We start from the raw sequence: 21,362 nt of genomic DNA, 5'->3' as shown, positions 1-21,362 counted from the left end.
TGCTTCGTTCATTTGGATTATCTAAGATACTTTTTTTAATAAGTATCTTGCGAAGCATGGCCGTAGCGATGCATGAAGCGAGCGTAAAAATAGCTAATATCGTCAGGATATGGAGTAACTCTGTCATTGATCCCATAAGTTTGATTGATTGTTTTTTTGTGCTGATTTTTTTGTGTTTACTCTGACAAGCGACCAGTTGATCTCTGTATTACTGGTACTTGTTGTAATTCCTGACAAGACAATTTGTTGGCTGCGGCGTATTTCACCTGCTTTTCCAAGGTAAACACTTGGCTCTAAGGTTAAGGTTGCGCCTTCGCAGGAAAACTGCCAACCACCCCCCTTTTGTAAGCTTAGTAACACTGCATCGCCACCGTTAATTAGAGAGGCTTTGACGTCAGAATGTAGATGGAACCGGATTGCAAAATCTTGTCGAATTCTTTCATCAAGTTCGTCAGCGAAGATTAAATTGTCATGCCCCTCTAGCCCTTCGCCTTTTGCAAGGACAACCAAGGTACGGTTATGGATAAGGTCCAGTTTATTTAGATAGCCATCATGAGACATTTCTAAACGTGTTTGACCATTATTATCTTCTTCTCTGCGACAGGTTACATTATCGGGACGCTTGGCAAGTCCACCATTTGGTGTCAGGTGTGCTGAATTTGTTTCTGCGAGGGTCAGGGTTGTGTGCGCTGCTGTTGCGCGTGGTATCCAGCGCCATTGAGGATGATTTCTGTGGACGCCACAGTTGGTAATAAGCCGTTCTCGTCCAACAGACATTTCAAAGCTGAGGGTACCAGCGTGAGCTGTAATATCATAACCTGGTGGTGGTGGGGCACCGGCATCAACAATTACCATGATGCGCCCGGATTGAAGTCTTTGAAACCCACTTTGCGGGGCAGCTAATAAAGGTTGTTTTCTGCCTTCTGCGCGACGCAAGACCATATCAATCTGCCAACCATGATCTTCATTTGAATCATTGAAAAGGCATAAGCCGCCATCACCATGAAGGAACATTCTCAAAACCGGGGACATAGATTCAATTGCCGAAATTATTGATCCGGGAACTTCCTTTTTCCCCGCGTGCAATGTTGCTCTTATATCAATTAGATGTCTTAAAGCTTCAAGATGGATGTGAGGGCTTCTTTGTATGTGGCCACCATCCGGTAAAATTTGTAGGGAGAGCTCTTTGCTCAATAAGCTTAACGCACGTTTTAGCCATGTGCTTCCCTCGGGCAGACAGACACCTGCGTATAGAAGGCCTTTAATGGCTCGAATAAGCTCCACGCCAGTTAGACCACCAGGCAGGCAGGCAGAAAGATATCGTGCCTGTTTGGCAAGGCTATCATGAATACGCTGACGTAGGTCTATGTCAGCAGAGCTGCCGATAAATTCATAGTGGCCAAGCCAGTTATAGAGGCGACATCCTGTTATTGATGGCTCCCAGGTTAAAGGGCGCCATTGATTGTTATCTTTAATCCAAAGATTAAGCATTTCACGGGCTGTCCGACGCGCCTGGTCACCCGCTGCGGCACGTAAAGATCTTAACCAGCTAAAAGAATGAAATTCTTTAACCCAATCCGGCTCTGCGCCGATGGGATTCCAAAGGGGTGCAGGATTGTTAATGACGTGACCCGCCAGTTCAATTTTTCCGGTCAGAATTGCCCTGCCTTTATTGGCGTCGCCCAACCATGGATCTGTGGGTGTAAAAACCAAATTGGGAATGGATTTGCCACTTATCATCCAATCATAAAAGGGACTGATAAGCAGTGGGTATTTAAGTTTATACCCAGTTTTTTCAAGAATAACCGGGGTTGGAAGCCTAAAGAACGAAGCCATACGTTCGGACATATTGCTCTGGCCATTTATCCAACGGCCAGAGCTTTTTTTTGTATCCGGTTTATGAGTTTGGCTTTGGCCTTCCATAGGCGGATGCTCTTATTGCCCTTTTAATTTTTTAATATTATTCGCATAGTTGTCAGGCCCCCCACGGAAAGTCGCGGTGCCTGCAACCAGAAGATCGGCGCCAGCTTCTACAGCCAGTGGTGCCGTTTCAAAGTTAATGCCGCCGTCAACTTCCAGATCAATGTCTTTGCCAAGGGCATCGATTTTATTTCTCAGGGCTGAAATTTTCCCAAGAGCACCGGGAATGAATGACTGGCCACCAAAGCCAGGGTTTACGGACATAACCAACAGAAGATCCAAGTCTTCAATTACATGATCTACTATATCGACAGGTGTGCCTGGATTTATTGCAAGGCCGGCTTTTACCCCCAAAGACTTAATGAGCTGGATTGTACGATGAAAGTGAGGGCCTGCTTCTGGGTGAATAGTGATGATATCAGCACCTGCATCAACAAAAGCTTCGATATAGAGATCAATGGGGGAAATCATCAAATGAACATCAAATGGCTTTTGGGTTGCCGGGCGAACGGCTTTTGTTATGGACGGGCCAAAGGAAATATTGGGGACAAAGTGTCCGTCCATAATGTCGATGTGTATGTAATCTGCACCGGCCTGATCCAGACGTTGAATCTCTTGTCCTAATTGAGAAAAATCAGCGGCAAGGATAGAGGGGGCGATACGTGTAGCTTTTTGCATTTATCCGGTTCTTTTATCCGAGGAAGCGAGGCTCTGCTAATAGAGATAATTTTCTCCACTTTGGTAGCAGTATAGCCTCATCTTCGCAAGCAATTGCCAGATAATGTCTTGTTATGAATTAGCTAGATATGATTTTGTGGTAGAGGGCTTTGTCAGTCGCGCCTTCTGATCCGATCAGTAATATCTGTGAGGAAGTATTGATATCTAGATCCTTACGAAGTGTCTCATCTTGTGCAACAGCAATGATTGCTGCAAGCCCGGCCACAGCAGATTCTCCGGCCACGATAGTTGGATCATTGCCGATTGGTTTTGCGAGTAGCTTCATTGCAGGCGCAATAAGTGTATCGGGTATGGAGATAAAATCGGAAGCTTCTTCGCGTAAAATATCCCAGGCCAAAGGAGAAGGGTCTCCGCACGATAAGCCGGCCATGATCGTTTCGTCTGTAATTTGAACTGATGTGGGTGCATCTTTGATCGCACTTGTATAGAGGCAATTGGCTAAGTCCGGTTCTACAATGATAACACGTGGAGAGTCTTTCCCCCATTTTTGCCGTAGAGCAGCGCAAACAGAAGCTGCGAGGCCACCAACGCCTCCTTGAAGTAGTACATGGCTTGGTGGAAAAGGCAGTTCCTGAATGATTTCATTGGTCATAACACCATAACCTGCCATGACATTTGTTGGTGGTTGTGTGTAGTTTTCCCAGGATGTGTCCGAGACAATAAACCAACCGTTTGCTTCGGCATTGGTTTTCGCAATTCGAACAGAATCATCGTAATCGCCATCTATGCGAATGACATCTGCGCCGTAACTTCTCATCGCTTTGGCGCGTTCTTCACTTACTTCTGTATGGATGTATATTTTACAAGCGGCGCCAAATTGTTGTGCACCCCAGGCTAGGGAACGCCCGTGATTTCCATCTGTTGCAGAGACAAGAGTGATTGTATTTGTCAGCGAAGCGTATTTGCCTGTGCGAAGATTTGACAGGGTTACTTTTTCATTGAATTTATTTTTGATTTCTCTTTGTAGTACCTTTGCGGCAGCATAGGCACCGCCAAGGGCTTTGAAAGATCCGAGACCAAATCTGGGTCCTTCATCTTTGTAAAAGATATTTTGAATTTTGAGCTTCTGGGCTAAGTTTTCCAAACGATGGAGAGGGGTTGCTGTATAACCATCCCATGACGTGATTTCGTTGGACGCATCGGCAAAATTTTGTGGTTTTATAACGTTCTTGAAAGCGTTCCCTGTGTGAGGGTTATAAGAAACGTGTTTAATGGTATTAGCTGAAAAAGTATCAAGCATAAAATTTGTCCTAGCTAAGGTAATATCAAAAATTATTCAGGAAGGCGATTTGCAACAAGCTGTGCCCAAAAAGCAGCGCCAATTGTAAGAGCATCATCATTGAAGTCATAATCAGAAGCATGAAGGGGTTTTCCATGGGCACCTTCCGTTCCGTTGCCCATTAATATAAAGCAACCCGGCTTTTTCTGGGAAAACAGAGCGAAATCTTCTGAAAATGACATGGGTTCACGATCTCCCTCGACATTGTCACTTATTTTTTTGGCTGCCTGTATCGCGATTTGGGTTGGGTCGGCAGAATTAATCGTCTCGATAAATTCTGTGTTGAAACTAAAATCTGCTTCGACATCGTGACCGTGTGTTATGCCATTCAAGAGGCGTTGCATATGGGTTTTGATCTGCTCACGGTCATCTGGTGTCCGGGCGCGAACATCACCTTTGAGTGTTGCTGAGCCGGGAAGCACATTTCGACGTCCATCGGTGGTGAATTCTGTAATGGATACGACAGCACCACAACCTGGATCCATTTTCCGTGCAACGATGGACTGGAATGCCTGCACTATTTCAGAACCGACAAGAATTGCATCGACCCCTTTTTGTGGCATTGCAGAATGACCACCACGCGCTTTAATTGTGATTTCAAACAAGCTTTCGCTAGAGCAAATTGTGCCGACTCTTGTTGAGAATTCACCGAGAGGCGCGCCGGGTAAATTATGTAGGCCATAGATTTCATCGACTGGAAATTTTTCAAGGAGCTCGTCATTGACCATGGCGGCCGCGCCTAGACCATTTTCTTCATTGGGTTGGAAGATGAAAACAACAGTGCCGTTGAAATTTTGTTTTTCTGACAAAAATTGAGCCGCGCCAAGAAGCATTGCGGTATGTCCATCGTGTCCACAGGCATGCATTTTCCCGCTAACCGTAGAGCAATATTGATGGGAACTGGTTTCTTCAATGGGGAGTGCATCCATGTCGGCTCTTAAGGCGATTGCCTGATTTCCACCGCCTTTTTTTAGAATGCCAACAACACCAGTGCCACCAATACCCTCATGAACTTCCAGACCATAGGATTTGAGTTCCGAAGCAACTTTCTGTGCTGTTCTATGTTCTTCAAATCCCAATTCGGGGTTACGGTGCAGATCATGACGTATGTCGATCAGTTTTTGTTTTTGATGCTGAAATGCGTCTGGTGTGACATTAGCCATAATCAACTCCTCTAATTCTAGCGCATAAGGATACAGGGGGATTTTTATTAAATTTATTGAATTCTAAATTTTTGAATACTAATTTTATAATAATATAACTTTTTGAAGATGAGAATAATAATGGACGCCTTTGATTATAAAATTCTGTTTCACGTGCAAAAAGATAGTCGTATGACAGCAGAAAAGATCAGTGCTGAAATTGGCTTATCACCTGCGGCAGTTCAGAAGCGTTTGAAACGCCTAAAAGATAGTGGGGTTATCAGAGCAGAGGTGGCGTTGCTGGATCCCAAGAAAATGGGGCATCCAATGACTGTTATCACAGAAGTTAGTCTTGAGCGTGAAAACTTGAACGTCCTTGATGGTTTTAAGAAGCGTATGAGACAGGCACAAGAGGTCCAGCAATGCTATTACACAACTGGTGAGGCGGATTTTATTATTGTCTTATTAGTACGAGATATTCAGCATTACGAACAATTCACCCGGGAGTATTTTTTTGGGAATGCTGAGGTAAGTAAATTTAAGACTAATATAGTAATGGATTCAGTAAAAGTTGGAATGTCTATTCCTATACTTACTAATCAAAATTAATCATTAAGTTTTTGCTTTAAGTAATCTTATGCTTCTATTTTGGAGGATTTGGTTTTCATATCATATCCTATTTATGGTGTTGTCGCTTTAATGAAATGTAAATAATATCAAAGATATAATGTGCGTAACTAATTAATAAGTTTAGCGTTTTTACCAAGCTTTATTGTATTAGATTATTCGGTTAAGTTCTTTTTAAGAATTTCTGCATATCATGGTATGCATGGTGGTCGTTGAATTACACGCACTCAGAAACATAATAAAGGCTGAGGGGGAAGGCGGGCTATTCAGCATAGGGCGATAGGAGGGCCTTACAAGGTGATGAAAATCTCTAAACTGCTTGATATGAGAATATCAAGAAAACTTCCGATTTTGTTTGTGATTATTTCTGCATTATCTGTCGTTTCAATTGGAATCTTCAGTGTTAAGAACGCAACTTCAAGTCTGGTTCATCTCGAGGAGAAAACTCTTGTTGCACTAGGTGAAGCTCGGAAATCAGCGCTACAAAGCTATCTCAACTCTATTGAAGAAGATATCACTGTTTCAGCGGCTAATGGGTATGTTCAAAATGCGATGTCCAATTTCACACTCGGTTTTCGAGACGAAAAACGCAGACATTCAGATCCCTTAAAGTCTTTACAAGGAATTTACATTAATGATCCCTCTGCTGAAGCAACCAATACAGAGGGGAATCCTGAAAAGCTTGGTGATAAACATCTCTATGATGGTCCCCAAATAGAGGGTTCTTATCACTCAGACCATCGTCGTTTTCACCCATGGTTCCGTCAAATGTTGGAAAGCAGAGGGTATTATGATGTCTTTCTGGTCGATGTTGATGGCAATGTTGTTTACAGTGTTTTTAAAGAGCTGGATTACGCGACAAATCTTAAGAGTGGAAAATATAAAGATACTGGTATCGCTGAAGTATACAATGCAGCCTTAGATAATCAAAAAGCTGGATCTGTTAATTTTATTGATTTTGCACCTTATGCACCAAGCTATGGCGCTCCGGCTAGTTTCATGTCCACGCCAATTATTTCGCAAAATGGCTTTCAAGGAGTGCTTATTTTCCAAATGCCCATTGATCGAATTAATAGCGTTATGCAACAGAGCGCGGGCATGGGAGAAAGTGGGGAAACTTACATTGTTGGTACAGACTATTTAATGCGGAGTGATTCACGCTTTTCAGAAGAATCAACCATTCTTAAAACCAAAGTTGAAACCGAAACAGTGAAAAGGGCTCTTGCTGGTGAGGCGGGCATTGCCATTGTTCCCGATTATCGTGGCATAAATGTTTTATCTGCTTATCAACCGCTTGATATTCACGGTGTACATTGGGCGTTGATGGCAGAGATTGATGAAGAAGAAGTTCTGCACCTTTCAGATTCTACTGTTGTATATATTTTGATAATTAGCGCAGTTGTATTGTTTTTCGTAGCGATTCTTGGTTGGTATTTTGCCCGTACTATCAGTAATCCTATCCGTCAATCCACATCAGAAATGTTGATGTTGGCCAATGGTGATAAATCTTTTGATGTATCTGGGCTTGGGCGTGCGGATGAAATTGGCGATATGGCTTCAGCTCTTCAAACCTTCAAAGAAAACGCCATTAAACAAGGTGAAATGGCAGAAAAAGAGAAGGAGTTGGTTGCCCTTCGTGAACAACGAACGAAGCGCATTGAGGAGCTAGTTGCACAGTTTGAAGCAGATAGTAATCAGATTTTGACGAGTGTAAGTACGGCTGCTTCTCAGATGAATACAACATCGGGCGAAATGTCTTCAGTGGCTCAGGATACGGCACTTCGTTCCAACACGGTTGCTGCTGCGGCAGAAGAGGCCTCGGTAAATGTACAGACAGTTGCTGCAGCTGCGGAAGAACTGAGCTGTTCTATCGAAGAAATCAATCGCCAGGTTGGTGAATCAAGCCAGATTGCCAGCGATGCTGTTTCCAAAGCCGATGCAAATATCGCAACAATTAAGGGTTTGGAAGAAGCATCGAACCGGATTGGGGAAGTTGTTGGCTTGATTTCCGATATTGCAGAGCAAACGAATCTTCTCGCTTTGAACGCGACAATTGAAGCTGCCAGAGCTGGTGAAGCAGGTAAAGGTTTTGCCGTTGTTGCCAGTGAAGTGAAAAATCTGGCTAATCAAACAGCCAAGGCCACTGAAGAAATCAGCAGTCAGGTTGATGAGATGCAGGATGTTACCAAATCGGCTGTTACGGCAATTGAGGCAATTGGTAAAACAATTGAATCAATGAACGAGATTTCTGTTTCAATTTCTACGGCGATTGAAGAGCAAGGTTCTGCGACACAGGAAATCTCTCGTAATGTTCAGGAAGCATCTGCAGGAACGGCCGAAGTAACATCGAACATGCAAGGTGTAAGTGAAGCTTCGACGCAAACTGGAACGTCTTCTCAGCAAGTGTTGGAAGCTTCTGAAGGCCTTTCGCGACAGGCTAGTGAGATGCGTAAAAGCGTGGAGGAATTTATCCAGGGAATCCGCGCGGCTTAAGGATAAATCCTTAGGCAATTTTTCGAAGGCGGCAGGCGTAAAACCCGTCCATGCCGCCTTCGTCATGTCTGTGACATGGCAGGCAGCGGAGATCGCCCTCTTTTGTCAATAGCATTCCTAGCCAGTTAGCACTTCCAAGCTCTTCAGCTTTAACCGGAACGCGTTCAAAGTTCGTTCCATTTTTCTTGAGAAAATGCTGAATCTGGTATTGACCTTCTTCGGGTTCAAGTGAGCAGGTGGCATAAACTATTGTGCCGCCAGGTTTGACCATTTTGGCGCAATTTTCAAGCAACTCACGTTGCAAATCAGCTAAGATTTCGATGTCTTCAGGACGTTTAATTCTGCCTAATTCAGGGTGCTTACGCAAAGTGCCTGTTGCAGAACAGGGCGCATCAAGAAGCAGAGCATCAAACTCTTCGTTCGGCTGCCAGGTTGTGGCATCGGCTTGAATGACTTCTGCATCTAGCTGAAGTCGTTCGAGATTTTCGTGAACCCGTGTCAGTCGTTTTGCGGAGGAATCTACAGCGGTAACATCCGCGCCTCCTGTGACGAGTTCTGCTGTTTTGCCGCCGGGAGCTGCACAGATGTCTCCGACTTTTTTGCCCTTTACTGATCCGAGCAGAAGAACGGGAAGGCTTGCGGCAAAATCCTGAACCCACCAATGACCTTCTTCATAACCTTCTAGGAATACGGGGTCTCCTGTACCAGCGGGTAAGCGAATAGAATTGCCAGAAGTAACGTTACCACCGAGCTTTTCGGCCCATTCAGCCGGAGCTTCTTTTACAGTCAAATCCAGAGGCGCTTCGGCAAGGTGGCTGAGCGAAATTGCCTTGGCTGTTGCTCCGCCATAGGTTTCCGCCCATTTTTTCCAAAGCCAGTTTGGCAAGTTGTCCTGGCTTTCGTCCATCTTCGCCAGCATGTCTTGGCCTTCGCGTGAGAGGCGGCGCAAAACGGCATTCATAACTGGTTTATTCCCACTGAGTTTTGGGCTTCTAGCTAGGTCAAGGCTGGTGCTAACCGCAGCATGAGGTGGTGTGTCGAGATAAAGCAACTGAACAGCACCCAGGCGAATAATGTCACGCACGTCTGCCATTTTGGCAGGTAAACGTCGTTTCATGCAGGCATTGATGGCTTTATCAATTTGGCCAAGACGACGCATAAGTGTTGAAATCAACAAACGGGCAAAAGCTCTGTCGCGTCGTTCCATGCTTTCAAAATCTGCCTTGTTATTGTTCAGGGCTTCATCAAGGGTTTTTTGTTCCCGCATGATGTCTTTCAAAAGATTCAGAACGAGCTTTCTCGGATTAGCTGGGCGGCCACTATGAGACTTATTGCCTGCTTTGTTTCTGGATCCGGAAGCGTTTGTATGTTTGTTGTGTTTTTCAGTCATGGGCTAGGGTTTACCATGAATGTAGCGTGAAGAAAGAGCTATTTTTGCGCAGGTGCTATGTTCTTGATGAAATATTGATAAGTCTATTGGTAAGCTGTTCCCCGAAAGAGGCGCGACAAGATGCGTTATATCTTTTGGTTTGGAGGCTTGGCATTACCCCCATGACATGCCATATGAATAGTTATGACAAGATCTTTTACGACACATACACCTAATCAAAAAGCCAGAAAGAATCATTTCCCGGCACCGGGGGATATCGTTTCTGGTGCGAAGCGTAAAAAAGTTACGCCTGGTGATCTTGATAAAGCAATGGCGGCTCGACTTGAACGTGAAAAACAATTGATGGAAGGCTTGGATAAGAAGCCAGAAATCGGTGGCCCCAGTGGTCCAGAGCCGACACGTTATGGTGACTGGGAGCGTAAAGGTATTTGTGTTGATTTCTAAGTTCGTTGTATTTGCATAGTTTCTAATCCCTTTAGTCGGAGTAACCAAAAGTTATGGAGCTTCTCAGCCCTTATCGTCGGCGCATTGATGATCTTGATGATCAGATTATGGAGCTTTTTTCTCAACGATTTGAAGTCATTCGAGAAGTGGCCGAACTGAAAAACAAGCATAATATTCCGGCGATCCTACAAGATCGGGTCGATGAAGTGCGTGAACGAAACGCCGAGACGGGTGCGCAAAAAGGTCTTGATGCAGATTTTATTCGCAAGCTCTATACACTGATCATTGATGAAGCCTGTGAACTTGAAGATCGTTTAATGGGGAATAAAGAGTAATGGCCGTTAGCTTGGTCTGGTTCTCAAGCCAAGCTTTTTGATCGGCCGTAGATTCACTAGGGCAACGCCGATTACAGTCATCGCCATACCGACCAAGGCTGTGGATCTGAAAGTTTCATCATACAGTACCCATGCCATAAGGGCGGCAGTTGGGGGCACGAGGAAGAACATACTTGATACCTTCGAAGCCGCGCCTTTGCGGATCAAGATGTAGAGCAGACTTATGGCCCCGACAGAGAGCACGACAACCAGCCAGAACATGGCAAAAATCATTTCCTCGGCCCAGTTGATGATCATGCTTTCGGTAAAATAAGCCAGTATGCCTGTGGGGATTGAAGCGGCCGCATATTGTATTACGGCACCAGTGCGCAAATCCATTTCGCCACAAAAACGTTTTTGATAAACGGTGCCGATAGAAATACCAAAAAGAGCCACAACGGCGATGCTGACACCCAATGGTGTCCCCAGACCATTTTCAAGCTTTGCCCAGACGACCAGAATAACACCGCTAACGCCGAGAATAAGACCGATCCATTGTCTGGTCGTTATCTTTTCTTTTAGGAATACGCCAGCAGCAAAAGCCACCAAGAGCGGTTGAATGCCGACAATCAGTGCGGCAACACCAGCTTGAAGACCCAGTTCAATTGATGCAAAAACACCCCCAAGATAAATCGCATGCAAAAGAATGCCTGCGACAGCGATGTGCAGTATTTGCATTGGATCTCTGGGCCATTTTGCTTTCCAGATAAGGGAGATAAGCAACAGTAAGCCCACGGCGAGAAGGAATCTGGTGGCGAGGAGTGTCATGGTTTCCGCATAAGGCAAGGCCATTTTGGCAAAGACAAATCCAGTGGACCAAATCAAGACAAAGGTACAAGGCGCAAGTATGGCCAGGAGGTTTGAATTTCCGTTATTCGAATTTCCGGGATTTGAATTTTCTTGCGATGTGTTTGTCATGAGACTCTGGTTTTTATGCGGATAGATTACATTTTCTTAGCAAAGTTCGTTGTTGTACGCAGTAGCGATATTGTCAGGGTGCAATTTGTCAGGGGGCAAGCCTGAGATTTGTTAGAAGGTATATTGTTAATTGGCTCTAAGAATGTAAGGTTTCCTTGATAGTTACGAGGGCCAATTTTTGAGGTTAAGGATGGTTGGAAAGCCAACAAATACCCCTTTGTTAGATGTAGTTCTGGATAAAACCAGTGAACATTCCTTGCAGCAGCAGCTTTTTACTCAGTTGAGGGAGATGGTGTTGGGTGGTCGACTGCAACCGGGGGAAAGATTGCCATCTACTCGCGCGCTCGGAAAAGAGCTGGCATGCTCACGCAATACTGTCCTAGGGGCTTTTGATCAGCTGCTTGCGGAGGGATATCTGGAAGGTGTCAGTGGTTCTGGTACCTATATTTCGAAAGAGTTGCCGGATGATATCGGTGTTGCTTTGGCTAGACCCTCTGCTTATTCACAATCAACACCGGAAATAAATCCGCGTGGCCTTTCCCGGAGGGGAGAGCAACTGGCAATAATGCAAAAGGAAAAACGTGCGCATAAAAATCATACGGCATTTTCGCCGGGCATGACAGATGTGGAATCTTTTCCTTTTCCACTCTGGGCGCGATCTCTTTCCCGCACCTGGCGTTATCCAAAAGCTGATCTACTGAGGAATCCTGACCCTTGCGGTTATATTCCGCTTCGCAAAGAAATTGCTGATTATTTACGTGTTGCCCGGGGCATAAAGTGTGACTGGCGACAGGTTATGATTACCTCTGGTGCACGTCAGGCAACCGATTTTATGGCGCGAATCCTTTTGGATTCAGGGGAAACAGCCTGGTTTGAAGAACCGGGATATCCGGGATTAAAAGGGCCATTACATTCGGCGGGCATTGAGATGGCATACGTACCTGTAGATGAAGAAGGACTGTCAGTTGAAGCTGGTCGTGTAATGGCAAAAAATGCGCGAATGGCGGTAGTTTCGCCATCACATCAATACCCTTTGGGTGTCGTGATGTCTTTGAGGCGCCGCCTTGAACTGCTTGACTGGGCCGAAGAAAATAATGCGTGGATATTAGAAGATGACTATGAGAGCGAGTTCAGGTTTTCCGGTAAGCCTATATCTTCTCTACAGGGACTGGAAGCTGAAAGGCGGGGGCATTTGCAAGAAGCTTCCCGAGTAGTTTATCTCGGCTCGTTTTCCAAAGTTCTGTTCCACGTTTTACGTCTGGGGTATCTCGTCGTGCCAGAGCATCTGGTTGATGCCGTGAGTTCGGCGCGGATGCTTATGGATGAACGTTCTTCCCTGCTTGCGCAACCTGCACTTGCTGATTTTATGGCCGAAGGTCATTTCTCGTCTCATATCAGGCGGATGCGCAAAGTTTATGCACAGCGTCAAGAGATGCTTGTTCAAGGGATAGAGCGTCACTTGTCTGATTATCTTGTCATAAATCCGAATGTCGCAGGATTACATATTACGGCATACTTTACAGATAGGGCATGTCGGAAAACAACAGATCGCAAAGTTGTGGCCGAAGCAGACAAAGTGAATATTTCAGCGTCACCTCTTTCTCTTTTTTACGACGATAAAACGAGTGCTAGGCAAGGGTTGTTGATGGGGTATGGTGCTTGCCATCAGGATCAGATTGAATCCGGCTGTAAAAGGTTGGCGTCTGTGTTTGAAAAGTTGGTGTCCAAGGCGTGATATGGGGCGTGATTCTGGATTAGCAGTAAGATGAGGAATAACCAAGGACGCTTCTTTTCTTTTCCCGGCTCCCCTTGTACACAGGGGGTTAATTGTACGCAGGTGATATTTATGGATCTTGGTTTATCAATTTTGGCCCTAATGATGGTGGAGCAGAGATGAAACCCTTAAGCGATTTTCCACGAGCTGTTAAAAGCCAGATTCGCTATGTGCTGACAGATATTGATGACACGGTAACAACTGATGGTCAGCTTAGTGCCGAGAGTTATATGGCGCTGGAAAATCTGACGAAGGCCGGGTTTAAAGTTATCCCTATTACAGGCCGTCCGGCGGGATGGTGTGATCACTTTGCGCGTATGTGGCCGGTTGATGCTGTTGTTGGGGAGAATGGCGCATTTTACTTTCGGTATGAACATCATGCCAAAAAAATGACCTGCCGCTTCTGGAAGGAAGCAGGTGAGCGGGCGGAAGATCGCAAGCGTATCAATCGGTTGCGTCAGTCGATTCCTCTGAACGTTCCGGGATCGGGAATCGCATCTGATCAAGACTATCGCGTCGCTGATCTTGCTGTGGATTTTTGTGAGGATGTTGATCCTCTTGATCAGGAATCAATCGACAGGATTGTCTCGTTGTTTGAAGAGGCAGGAGCCAAGGCAAAGGTGAGCTCGATTCACGTTAATGGCTGGTTTGGGGATTATGATAAGCTATCCATGACCGAGGTTCTGTTCCGCGAAGCATATAATCTGGAGCTGGATCAGGTTCTGGATCAGGTTGTCTTTTCCGGCGATTCGCCAAATGATGCACCGATGTTCGCACGGTTCCCACACTCTGTTGGTGTTGCGAATGTGAAGGACTTTATTGGCAGGATACCGCATGAGCCGACATGGGTTACTGAAAAGCGAAGCGGCAGGGGATTCGTTGAACTTGCGAAGATGCTATTGAGCTGATGTCCGATTTTGATCTTGATCTGCGCGCGCTGGATATCTTTGTCACCGTTGTTGAAACGGGGGGTATGACAGCGGCTGCCCAGCACAAGGAAATCTCTCAATCTGCGGTTTCTCAGGCTGTGGGTGCGTTAGAGAAAAAGATGGCTGTACAACTGATGGATCGCTCTGTACGTCCCCCGGCTTTGACTCCGGCAGGTCGAACCCTGTTTGAACGGGCGAAATCGCTGCTGGATACGGCGAGGGAGACTTCCTTTCTGGTTAGGGCCTATCAGCAGAGATCACTGCCAAGATTGAACGTGGGAATGGTTGATTCCTATGGGACGACAGTTGGCCCTCATTTGGTAAGCGGGTTGATGGATGAAGCTGTAGAATGGTCCGTATGGTCCGGCCTGACAAAGCTTCACTTCAAACGCCTCTTTACCCGCGAAGTTGATGTGGTGATAACCGAAGGCAGTATTCCGACGGATGAACGGATTATTTCGCACCGTTTACTACAGGAACCTTTTGTTTTGGCTTTGCCTGCTGATTATCGGAAGCCGGTTCAAAGTCTGAATCAATTGAATCAGGATTTACCGTTGGTACGATACAGTTCTCGTTCTTTGACGGGAATGAATATCGAGAACCATTTGAGATCTCTTGATATTATCGCGCGACGTCGGTTTGAATTTGATACGGCAGATACGACTTTGGCGATGGTTGCAGTAGGGATTGGCTGGGCGATCACAACGCCACTGTGCTTGTTACAGGCCAGAACACATCTGCAGAGTATCCGGTGTGAGCCATTGCCCGGTCCTGCTTTTTCCAGAAGTTTAATGCTGGCCACGCGCCGACATGAACTTGAATCGCTGCAAAAGATGATAAGCGATATATCTCGGGATACGCTGACGCAAAAATGTATGCCGGAAATCGCAGCATTCGCGCCGTGGGTCACAGACATGATTGAAATTGGGGAAAAGTAATTAGGCCAGAATTATCAAATCGATATCTGGCTGATTAAGCAAATATAATTGTTTAGTCCAGCTTTTCGTAAGACGTGAAGAAAGAAGCGTCGAATAACCTTCACCAATGATCAGATGCCTCATAAAACGATGAGGACAAGAGTTAAGCTAAACGACTATACCTAGAACTGGAAAGTCCCTAGCTGGTTTCCCGCATGGATTTGATATAGCCCAGTGCGTAATCAATACCGGACCATGCTGTCACAGCTGTTGCGATTGCCAATAGCCAGAATGATACCTGCACCGTATCCATATACTGGCTGAAAAATCCGCTAAGAGCATAGAGGCCGACTGTCCAAACCTGTGCACAGGCCTGAACGATAGCTTTGATCTTGCCGCTGGATCTCGCGGCCATGGTAAAGCCCTGTTGCTGGGCAAAGATTCGCAGGTAAGAAACAACGATGTCACGGGTGATGATGATGGCAACGAACCAGACAGGAATCCAACCGATTCCCAAGAAGCCGATAAAGACCATGGCGCGATAGAGGCTGTCGCTCATGGGATCAATGATCATGCCCAGTTTGGTGACCTGTCCATAACGACGGGCGATATGGCCGTCGGCCATGTCGGAAATCTCTGCAATCATCATGACGACGATAGCCGCAAGTAAATATGATTGTGTTCCCTGTAGGAGAAGATAAATGACGACAAAGCCTGCGCCACTTCTAAACACACTAAGCCAATTGGGAAGATTCATGCCGTCGCTGCCCTTTGCATGAGATAGTTTCAAGGTCCTCTGGTTTCCGCTATCTCGTGAAAGGCGGATTTTTGTCCGTGGACTATAGATAATTTTGGTTTATAACAGTCGCTAAGAGCGGTCACAAGGACGATAAAAAAAAGATCGCTAAAAACGATACCAAAAGTGGTAACAGAGGGCGTTTGTAAAAGGCTAAATGAGATTCTGGTTTAAGAAGAAAATTCACGCCCGTAATAAGAAGGAAACCATCGCTGGTTTGCTTCGTCTTCTCTATTTCCGTCTTGTTATTCCTGTTTTAAGGTCGGTTGATCAGCCTGAAATTGTTGCCCGTGGTGTCATGATGGGCTTGGCCCTCGGAATGACACCGACAGTAGGTATTCAGCTTTATAGTGTTTTTATTGTCTGGTGGCTTTGCCGATATGTCATCAAATGGCAGTTTAGCCTGATTATTGCCATGGCGTGGTCCTGGCTTTCTAATCCTATCACGATGATCCCGCTTTATTATCTGTACTATATTACGGGTCGTTTAATGTTGCTGGATTTTGATGGCGAGCAGAGCTTTAAAGATTTCTCACAGATGATGAGCGAGCATCTGACGCTGGACGGCGGTATTTGGGAAACGATCGTGGAAGTATCCCATTTTATGCTGGAGCAGGTTGGGACCTCAATTCTGGTTGGGTTTATACCTTACAGTGTCGGTCTTGGTGCCTTGGGGTACTGGTTGTCTTTTAAATTGGCCACACGCTATGCTGTTGCCCGCAAGAAACGGCTTGCAGGATCGCGAGATAAACTTAAGAATCCTGATTTAGAAAACTAAACTTCCTAAAACATGTACCCAGAAATGAATAAACCGATAAGGGCGAATGGGGTTTAGTTTCGCTGACTTATCGGCTTATTCAAGTAACTATGTGTGCTTGTTTAACAAGCTGGTTGATTAAGAAGCTGGCGCAATGTTGGTAACCAGATTTTTACCTTCTTTTTCATCATAAGTCAGAACAACTTCTGTACCGGGCTCCAGGCCTTCTACTGTCAGACCGTTAACAAGCTCCATCACAGTGCCGTTTTCAAGGATAATTGTGTTTGTTGCCGGGTCCGCAGTCATAACGCGACCTGTCATTTCAGCGGCACTTGCGATTGATGCAGATGCGATAAGACCAAGAGCGATAACACTTGTAATTAATTTTTTCATTGTCTGTTCCTTTGTTGACAAATTGAGTGTGTCGATAAGCAAAAGTTAAGTTCTCACCGGGCATTTGAGAAGGAACAAGAAGAGGACAAAGTTGGGTGCATCTTTCGAGCATTCCTGTGTCAGAAAAAAGGTAAGTGTCTGAAATATGGCAATTATCAGATGTTACGGTCATGTTCTCTTATAAAAGAAGGCAAGGGGGTGACATTTCGTTTATAGGTTGCCTTAATTAAGTCACTTTTATTTTGCAAGTTACTTTTGATTTGATCAAAAACACAACCAAGGGAGATAGAAATGACCGAAATAATCGAAGGCGGATGTTTGTGTGGGCAGGTTCGCTATCAGACCAATTGTATAAAACCGCTTTTTAAGGTGAATTGCCATTGTCGCGATTGCCAAAAATTGAGTGGGAGCCCTTATGTTGCTGTGATGGGCGTGCCGGAAACCAGCTTTTCTGTCACCGGCGATTTGAATTGCTTTGAGCATCAGGGCGGAAGTGGTGGTGCGATGAAAAGCTATTGTTGTTCGAAATGTAACAGCCGAATCTATGGGACGCCGGAAATTGCCAAAGGGATGGTTTTGATTGTAGCAATGAGTCTGGATAATCCTGAATTTTATTCAGCTGATGCAGATATGTTTGTTAAACAGGCTGTATCTTGGGATATGATGAACAGTGACATTCCAAAGTTTGATGGCAGCATGTTTCGACGAGGAGGATAAAAATGAGCACTGACTTTCCCGGTTTTCCCAAAGCAGGGTTTGAGTTTCTCGACGATCTAAAAGAAAACAATACCCGGGATTGGTTCGCGGAAAACAAAGCGCGATACCGGGAAACGTTACAGGATCATTTGCTGGATTTTATTCAGGCAATGGTCGAGCCCCTTGCTGAAATTACCCCTCATTTTGTGGCCGATGCCCGTCGCAATGGCGGGTCAATGTTCAGAATCCACCGCGATGTCAGATTCTCGAAAGACAAGCGGCCCTATAAAGAACATGCGGCATGTCATTTCCGTCATTCGTTGGGCCGGGATGCCCATGCACCGGGTTTTTATGTTCATCTGGCAACGGACGAAGTGTTGTATGGCGGTGGGATCTGGATGCCGCCCAGTGATGCGCTTTATATGATCAGGCGCGCAATCGCTGATCGCCCAAAAGAGTGGGAAAAGGTTTTATCGGATCAGGCAATACGTGATATCTTTGGTGAAATTGGTGGCGATGGGCTCAAGCGCCCACCAAAAGGTTTTTCAGCAGATGAGCCACATATCAAAGACCTTAAGCGAAAAACCTTTTTCCTTATGCATCGGACAACACCAAAAGCAGCCCAGAGTCCGGCATTTTTGAACGAAGTTGTCGAAGGGTTTAAAACGGCAGCGCCACTGATGAGATTTCTGTGTAAAGCGGTTGATGTTCCTTTTTAGGGGCATCAATCAGAATGCTAAGTGTAAGGGCCTGCAATCACCCATCTCAAACCACAATAAATTGCGACTAATAAATCAGACAATGATTTATAGTTGCTTCGTGCTAAAAGCGGACATCAAGATTCATTCAACTCAATTTATACGCAAACACATGCGTTAAAAAAACTCGTGTAAAAAATCTCAATACTTTAAGGGGTTTTATCCTTAATCCATTGTTGAAGTTGATCTAAAGGCATAGGTTTTGCGTAAAAATAACCTTGGATCAAATAGACTTCACGTTCTTGTAAATAAGCCACCTGATGCGCCTCTTCAACACCTTCAGCAATCATGCCTAACTGAGATGATTTGGCAAATGAGATAATAGACTCTAGTACTGAGCCTTTAAAATCGTCTTTGTCTATAGTATCAACAAACATTTTGTCGATTTTTAATGTACTTATGCCGAGTTCTTGAATATAAGAAAAACCGCCGTACCCCGTGCCTGCATCATCAAGTTTTAATTCTACTCCTAGGCTATAAAATTTTTCTATATGTTGACGGGCATCTTCAAGGTTTTCAATTTTTATTCGCTCAGTGATTTCTAGTGATATGGCCGATGACGGCAACTGATTTTCGGTAATTAGCCGGGAGATAAGTTGGAAAAGTCTATCATTTAGCAAATGTTCGGGAACAATATTGATGCTGACAAATTGTTGTGTTTTATCCCAGCCTAAAACTTTTATATCTTGTATAGTTTTTTGAATTAACTGTTCGGTTATGGCCACAATCATCCCGCTATCTTCAGCAAATGGAATGAACTGATAAGGAGGCACCACGGAGCCGTCTTGACGTACCCAACGTGCTAGCATTTCAACCCCAACGATGTGACCCGTTTTGCTGTGTACTATGGGTTGGTAAAATGGCGTGAATTCTTGATATTTAAGGGCATCTTTGATAACTCGCTCAAATGATTGGCGGATCGTTAATAACTTATATGACAAAAGCGTAATCATACTTGCAAAAAGGAACGAAAATAAGGTGGTGCTAAACCAACTTAATTCTTTGTAATAATTATAAAATTCTTCGGTACCGCGGACGTGTAATTCCACCTGTACCTTTTCTTCGAATCTTGATGTGTTGTACTCAATGTAACTTTCTTGGGCCATAGCACGACCACTGAATGTCAATTTAGGCAAACTGCCTATAATAAATTCGTATTCTAGGCAGTTGGTACAGGCAAATTCTGCTAAATAATTAATCATAAAAGGATTAATGCTAGCAAAATATCGACTGTTGGCATGCGAGCGAACCAACAACAAATCTATGTGTTTGTCACCATGAGATACCGTTGCCAAGGAAAATTTGTCACTAAGTTGATGTCTAGTCGGGTTAAGTATACGTTCATGGTAATCTTCAATATCAATATGAATATCTTCACTTGCACAAGCTTGTTTATTGCCATGCAAAACCCCGATAAGTCGAACTGCTGGGTGTTCATAGGTCAGCAATGCCAATTGTTCAATGTTGCTTTTAGTACATTGAAAGTCCTCTGGCTCAGGCAGTGTATCTAATATTTTATAGGCTTCTAGTAGGGCATCATGAAATTGATAAAGGAGTTGTTCTGCATCTTTTTGTAATGCTTTTTCGGCATAAAAATGATTAAAAAAGTTAACCGTAGCAAGACCTGCAACAAAGGTAATGGCAAAAATACTCGAGGTGATTTTAGTTATTTTCACGATGATCCTTTTCTTCGCAATTTTTTATCAATTGTATGTAAAGTGTGACATGAAATTGGCTAATTATAGGCAGTGGGTTATCTACAACACATAAATATCCAAGCTGCCCATCTAAGTTAATTTTTCATTCGTACCTACACTTTATAAGTGAGGTGGTCCCATCTTGTTGGACAGCCTAGCAGTTTGGCTAAGGTGTATTGGGTTATCTGCTCACGCTGCTAATTGTATATTTTTTTGATAGCGCTTCAAGCGGTATACTTCATTTGGTGTTTTGCCGTTGAAACTGGAGTGCGGGTGCTCAGTATTGTAAAATGTGATCCATTCATCGATCACCTGCTTCGCAACAAAACCATTGGTTAACTCATGTAAATGAACAGCTTCGTATTTGAGGCTTCGCCATAGTCGCTCAATAAAAATATTGTCCATGCAACGACCGCGACCGTCCATGGATATTTTAATTTCGGCACCTTCCAAGATACCTCGAAATCTATACTTGTGAACTGACTTCCTTGGTCTGTATTGAATATTTCAGGTTTGCCGTATTGGTCGATTGCTTCCTTGAGAGCTTCAACGCAGAAACTTGCATCCATCGTATTGGAAAGCCTCCATGTCAATACTTTACGGGTAGCCCAGTCCATGATCGCAACAAGATACAGGACGCCGTGTTGCATAGGGATGTAGGTGATGTCGCTGCACCAAACTTGATTGGGCCTATTAATCACCATCTTTCTCAAAAGATATGGATAGATCTTGTGCTCAGGGTGCGGGCGACTGGTATTTGGCGCCTGGTAAATAGCTTCCAGACCTATCAATTTCATCAGTCGACGTATTCGGTGGCGTCCGATTTTTCACCTTCACGGCAAAGATACCGTGCCATCTGGCGGCGGGATCTGGATGCCGCCAAGCGATGCGCTTTATATGATCAGGCGGGCAATCGCTGATCGCCCGAAAGAGTGGGAGAAGGTTTTATCGGACCCCAAAATACGTGATGTTTTCGGTGAAATCGGTGGCGATGGGCTCAAGCGTCCACCAAAAGGTTTTTCAGCAGATGAACCACATATCAAAGACCTCAAGCGAAAAACCTTTTTCCTCATGCATCGGACAAAGCCAGAAGCAGCTCAGAGTCCGGTGTTTTTGAACGAAGTTGTCGAAGGATTTAAAACGGCAGCACCTTTGATGAGATTTCTGTGTAAGGCCGTTGACGTTCCTTTTTAGATTTATCAATCAGAATGCTATGTGTAACGAACTGTAATCATCCACCCCAATCCACAATAATTGCGCCTAATAAATCAGACCATGATTTATAGCTGCTTAGTGCCATTAGCGGAAATAGAGCGATAT

20 protein-coding genes and 1 pseudogene are annotated in these 21,362 nt (G+C 44.7%); 11 read left to right on the top strand and 10 right to left on the bottom strand.

The genetic code is table 11. The features are described 5' to 3' along the window. Positions 1–123: 123 nt before the first annotated feature. From WH96_RS09885 to WH96_RS09870, 4 genes are all read right to left on the bottom strand, one after another. On the bottom strand, positions 124–1,923 hold the full coding sequence (locus tag WH96_RS09885) for a heparinase II/III family protein (protein ID WP_053005819.1): 1,800 nt from the start codon (positions 1,921–1,923) through the stop codon (positions 124–126). Between the two features lie 12 nt (positions 1,924–1,935). After that, the gene (rpe, locus tag WH96_RS09880; protein ID WP_047763992.1) at positions 1,936–2,598 is read right to left on the bottom strand and encodes a ribulose-phosphate 3-epimerase; all 663 of its coding nucleotides are present in this window, start codon (positions 2,596–2,598) and stop codon (positions 1,936–1,938) included. A 118-nt stretch (positions 2,599–2,716) separates the two neighbouring features. Next, positions 2,717–3,898 (bottom strand): diaminopropionate ammonia-lyase, encoded by a 1,182-nt coding sequence (locus tag WH96_RS09875; protein WP_047763991.1) that lies wholly within the window; start codon positions 3,896–3,898, stop codon positions 2,717–2,719. A 32-nt stretch (positions 3,899–3,930) separates the two neighbouring features. Further along, the gene (locus tag WH96_RS09870) at positions 3,931–5,100 is read right to left on the bottom strand and encodes an amidohydrolase (protein WP_047763990.1); all 1,170 of its coding nucleotides are present in this window, start codon (positions 5,098–5,100) and stop codon (positions 3,931–3,933) included. Between the two features lie 120 nt (positions 5,101–5,220). On the opposite strand from WH96_RS09870, the gene WH96_RS09865 reads away from it, so the two are divergent. Beyond that, positions 5,221–5,688, top strand: coding sequence for an Lrp/AsnC family transcriptional regulator (locus tag WH96_RS09865; protein ID WP_053005818.1), 468 nt, complete (start codon positions 5,221–5,223; stop codon positions 5,686–5,688). 318 nt (positions 5,689–6,006) lie between these two features. Then, on the top strand, positions 6,007–8,199 hold the full coding sequence (locus WH96_RS09860; protein ID WP_053005817.1) for a methyl-accepting chemotaxis protein: 2,193 nt from the start codon (positions 6,007–6,009) through the stop codon (positions 8,197–8,199). A 10-nt stretch (positions 8,200–8,209) separates the two neighbouring features. On the opposite strand, the gene WH96_RS09855 is transcribed toward WH96_RS09860, so the two are convergent. Then, the gene (locus WH96_RS09855) at positions 8,210–9,589 is read right to left on the bottom strand and encodes an RsmB/NOP family class I SAM-dependent RNA methyltransferase (protein WP_047763988.1); all 1,380 of its coding nucleotides are present in this window, start codon (positions 9,587–9,589) and stop codon (positions 8,210–8,212) included. Between the two features lie 183 nt (positions 9,590–9,772). Between WH96_RS09855 and WH96_RS22530 the strand changes: the two genes are divergently transcribed. Both WH96_RS22530 and WH96_RS09845 read left to right on the top strand, forming a co-directional pair. Then, positions 9,773–10,033 carry a DUF1674 domain-containing protein gene (locus tag WH96_RS22530; protein ID WP_053005816.1) on the top strand — a complete coding sequence of 87 codons (261 nt, stop codon included), beginning with the start codon at positions 9,773–9,775 and terminating at the stop codon, positions 10,031–10,033. Positions 10,034–10,086: 53 nt separating this feature from the next. Beyond that, positions 10,087–10,368 carry a chorismate mutase gene (locus tag WH96_RS09845; protein WP_047763987.1) on the top strand — a complete coding sequence of 94 codons (282 nt, stop codon included), beginning with the start codon at positions 10,087–10,089 and terminating at the stop codon, positions 10,366–10,368. A gap of 6 nt (positions 10,369–10,374) precedes the next feature. On the opposite strand, the gene WH96_RS09840 is transcribed toward WH96_RS09845, so the two are convergent. Further along, positions 10,375–11,325 carry a DMT family transporter gene (locus WH96_RS09840; RefSeq protein WP_047763986.1) on the bottom strand — a complete coding sequence of 317 codons (951 nt, stop codon included), beginning with the start codon at positions 11,323–11,325 and terminating at the stop codon, positions 10,375–10,377. 190 nt (positions 11,326–11,515) lie between these two features. On the opposite strand from WH96_RS09840, the gene pdxR reads away from it, so the two are divergent. The 3 genes from pdxR (at position 11,516) to WH96_RS09825 (ending at position 14,966) form a co-directional block, all read left to right on the top strand. Then, on the top strand, positions 11,516–13,060 hold the full coding sequence (gene pdxR / locus WH96_RS09835) for a MocR-like pyridoxine biosynthesis transcription factor PdxR (RefSeq protein WP_047763985.1): 1,545 nt from the start codon (positions 11,516–11,518) through the stop codon (positions 13,058–13,060). Between the two features lie 92 nt (positions 13,061–13,152). After that, a complete protein-coding gene (locus tag WH96_RS09830; protein ID WP_245629472.1) occupies positions 13,153–14,007 on the top strand; it encodes an HAD-IIB family hydrolase in 855 nt (284 codons plus the stop codon). Next, positions 14,007–14,966 carry a LysR family transcriptional regulator gene (locus WH96_RS09825; protein ID WP_047763984.1) on the top strand — a complete coding sequence of 320 codons (960 nt, stop codon included), beginning with the start codon at positions 14,007–14,009 and terminating at the stop codon, positions 14,964–14,966. Before WH96_RS09830 ends, WH96_RS09825 begins: the two co-directional genes overlap by 1 nt. A 178-nt stretch (positions 14,967–15,144) precedes the next feature. Here WH96_RS09825 and pgsA read toward each other — a convergent pair whose 3' ends face one another. Continuing rightward, positions 15,145–15,702 (bottom strand): CDP-diacylglycerol--glycerol-3-phosphate 3-phosphatidyltransferase, encoded by a 558-nt coding sequence (gene pgsA, locus WH96_RS09820; RefSeq protein ID WP_047763983.1) that lies wholly within the window; start codon positions 15,700–15,702, stop codon positions 15,145–15,147. A 196-nt stretch (positions 15,703–15,898) separates the two neighbouring features. Between pgsA and WH96_RS09815 the strand changes: the two genes are divergently transcribed. Further along, on the top strand, positions 15,899–16,519 hold the full coding sequence (locus WH96_RS09815) for a DUF2062 domain-containing protein (protein WP_047763982.1): 621 nt from the start codon (positions 15,899–15,901) through the stop codon (positions 16,517–16,519). Between the two features lie 117 nt (positions 16,520–16,636). On the opposite strand, the gene WH96_RS09810 is transcribed toward WH96_RS09815, so the two are convergent. After that, the gene (locus tag WH96_RS09810) at positions 16,637–16,891 is read right to left on the bottom strand and encodes a DUF1344 domain-containing protein (protein ID WP_047763981.1); all 255 of its coding nucleotides are present in this window, start codon (positions 16,889–16,891) and stop codon (positions 16,637–16,639) included. Between the two features lie 291 nt (positions 16,892–17,182). On the opposite strand from WH96_RS09810, the gene WH96_RS09805 reads away from it, so the two are divergent. Together WH96_RS09805 and WH96_RS09800 are read left to right on the top strand one after the other, a co-directional pair. Then, positions 17,183–17,608, top strand: coding sequence for a GFA family protein (locus WH96_RS09805; protein WP_047763980.1), 426 nt, complete (start codon positions 17,183–17,185; stop codon positions 17,606–17,608). Between the two features lie 2 nt (positions 17,609–17,610). Next, positions 17,611–18,306, top strand: coding sequence for a DUF2461 domain-containing protein (locus WH96_RS09800; protein ID WP_047763979.1), 696 nt, complete (start codon positions 17,611–17,613; stop codon positions 18,304–18,306). Between the two features lie 188 nt (positions 18,307–18,494). Here WH96_RS09800 and WH96_RS09795 read toward each other — a convergent pair whose 3' ends face one another. Beyond that, positions 18,495–20,021, bottom strand: coding sequence for an EAL domain-containing protein (locus tag WH96_RS09795; protein ID WP_053005815.1), 1,527 nt, complete (start codon positions 20,019–20,021; stop codon positions 18,495–18,497). A gap of 210 nt (positions 20,022–20,231) precedes the next feature. Further along, positions 20,232–20,904, bottom strand: a pseudogene (locus WH96_RS09790) (IS3 family transposase); the annotation flags it as partial. Between the two features lie 11 nt (positions 20,905–20,915). Here WH96_RS09790 and WH96_RS09785 point away from each other — a divergent pair. Continuing rightward, positions 20,916–21,236, top strand: a complete 321-nt coding sequence (locus tag WH96_RS09785; protein ID WP_245629471.1) for a DUF2461 family protein — start codon at positions 20,916–20,918, stop codon at positions 21,234–21,236. Positions 21,237–21,362 lie beyond the last annotated feature (126 nt).

It is taken from the genome of Kiloniella spongiae, from assembly GCF_001026905.1.
In the GTDB taxonomy this organism is placed as follows: Bacteria; Pseudomonadota; Alphaproteobacteria; order Kiloniellales; family Kiloniellaceae; genus Kiloniella; species Kiloniella spongiae.
The sequence above is the reverse complement of the archived record's forward strand: the minus strand, read 5'-3'. Positions and strand labels throughout refer to the sequence as shown.

Coding starts and splice junctions, on each gene's coding strand:
- WH96_RS09885 (WP_053005819.1), bottom strand. CDS start 1,923: ATGGAAGGCCAAAGCCAAACTCATAAACCGGATACAAAAAAAAGCTCT.
- rpe (WP_047763992.1), bottom strand. CDS start 2,598: ATGCAAAAAGCTACACGTATCGCCCCCTCTATCCTTGCCGCTGATTTT.
- WH96_RS09875 (WP_047763991.1), bottom strand. CDS start 3,898: ATGCTTGATACTTTTTCAGCTAATACCATTAAACACGTTTCTTATAAC.
- WH96_RS09870 (WP_047763990.1), bottom strand. CDS start 5,100: ATGGCTAATGTCACACCAGACGCATTTCAGCATCAAAAACAAAAACTG.
- WH96_RS09865 (WP_053005818.1), top strand. CDS start 5,221: ATGGACGCCTTTGATTATAAAATTCTGTTTCACGTGCAAAAAGATAGT.
- WH96_RS09860 (WP_053005817.1), top strand. CDS start 6,007: ATGAAAATCTCTAAACTGCTTGATATGAGAATATCAAGAAAACTTCCG.
- WH96_RS09855 (WP_047763988.1), bottom strand. CDS start 9,589: ATGACTGAAAAACACAACAAACATACAAACGCTTCCGGATCCAGAAAC.
- WH96_RS22530 (WP_053005816.1), top strand. CDS start 9,773: ATGACAAGATCTTTTACGACACATACACCTAATCAAAAAGCCAGAAAG.
- WH96_RS09845 (WP_047763987.1), top strand. CDS start 10,087: ATGGAGCTTCTCAGCCCTTATCGTCGGCGCATTGATGATCTTGATGAT.
- WH96_RS09840 (WP_047763986.1), bottom strand. CDS start 11,325: ATGACAAACACATCGCAAGAAAATTCAAATCCCGGAAATTCGAATAAC.
- pdxR (WP_047763985.1), top strand. CDS start 11,516: ATGGTTGGAAAGCCAACAAATACCCCTTTGTTAGATGTAGTTCTGGAT.
- WH96_RS09825 (WP_047763984.1), top strand. CDS start 14,007: ATGTCCGATTTTGATCTTGATCTGCGCGCGCTGGATATCTTTGTCACC.
- pgsA (WP_047763983.1), bottom strand. CDS start 15,702: ATGAATCTTCCCAATTGGCTTAGTGTGTTTAGAAGTGGCGCAGGCTTT.
- WH96_RS09815 (WP_047763982.1), top strand. CDS start 15,899: ATGAGATTCTGGTTTAAGAAGAAAATTCACGCCCGTAATAAGAAGGAA.
- WH96_RS09810 (WP_047763981.1), bottom strand. CDS start 16,891: ATGAAAAAATTAATTACAAGTGTTATCGCTCTTGGTCTTATCGCATCT.
- WH96_RS09805 (WP_047763980.1), top strand. CDS start 17,183: ATGACCGAAATAATCGAAGGCGGATGTTTGTGTGGGCAGGTTCGCTAT.
- WH96_RS09800 (WP_047763979.1), top strand. CDS start 17,611: ATGAGCACTGACTTTCCCGGTTTTCCCAAAGCAGGGTTTGAGTTTCTC.
- WH96_RS09785 (WP_245629471.1), top strand. CDS start 20,916: ATGCCGCCAAGCGATGCGCTTTATATGATCAGGCGGGCAATCGCTGAT.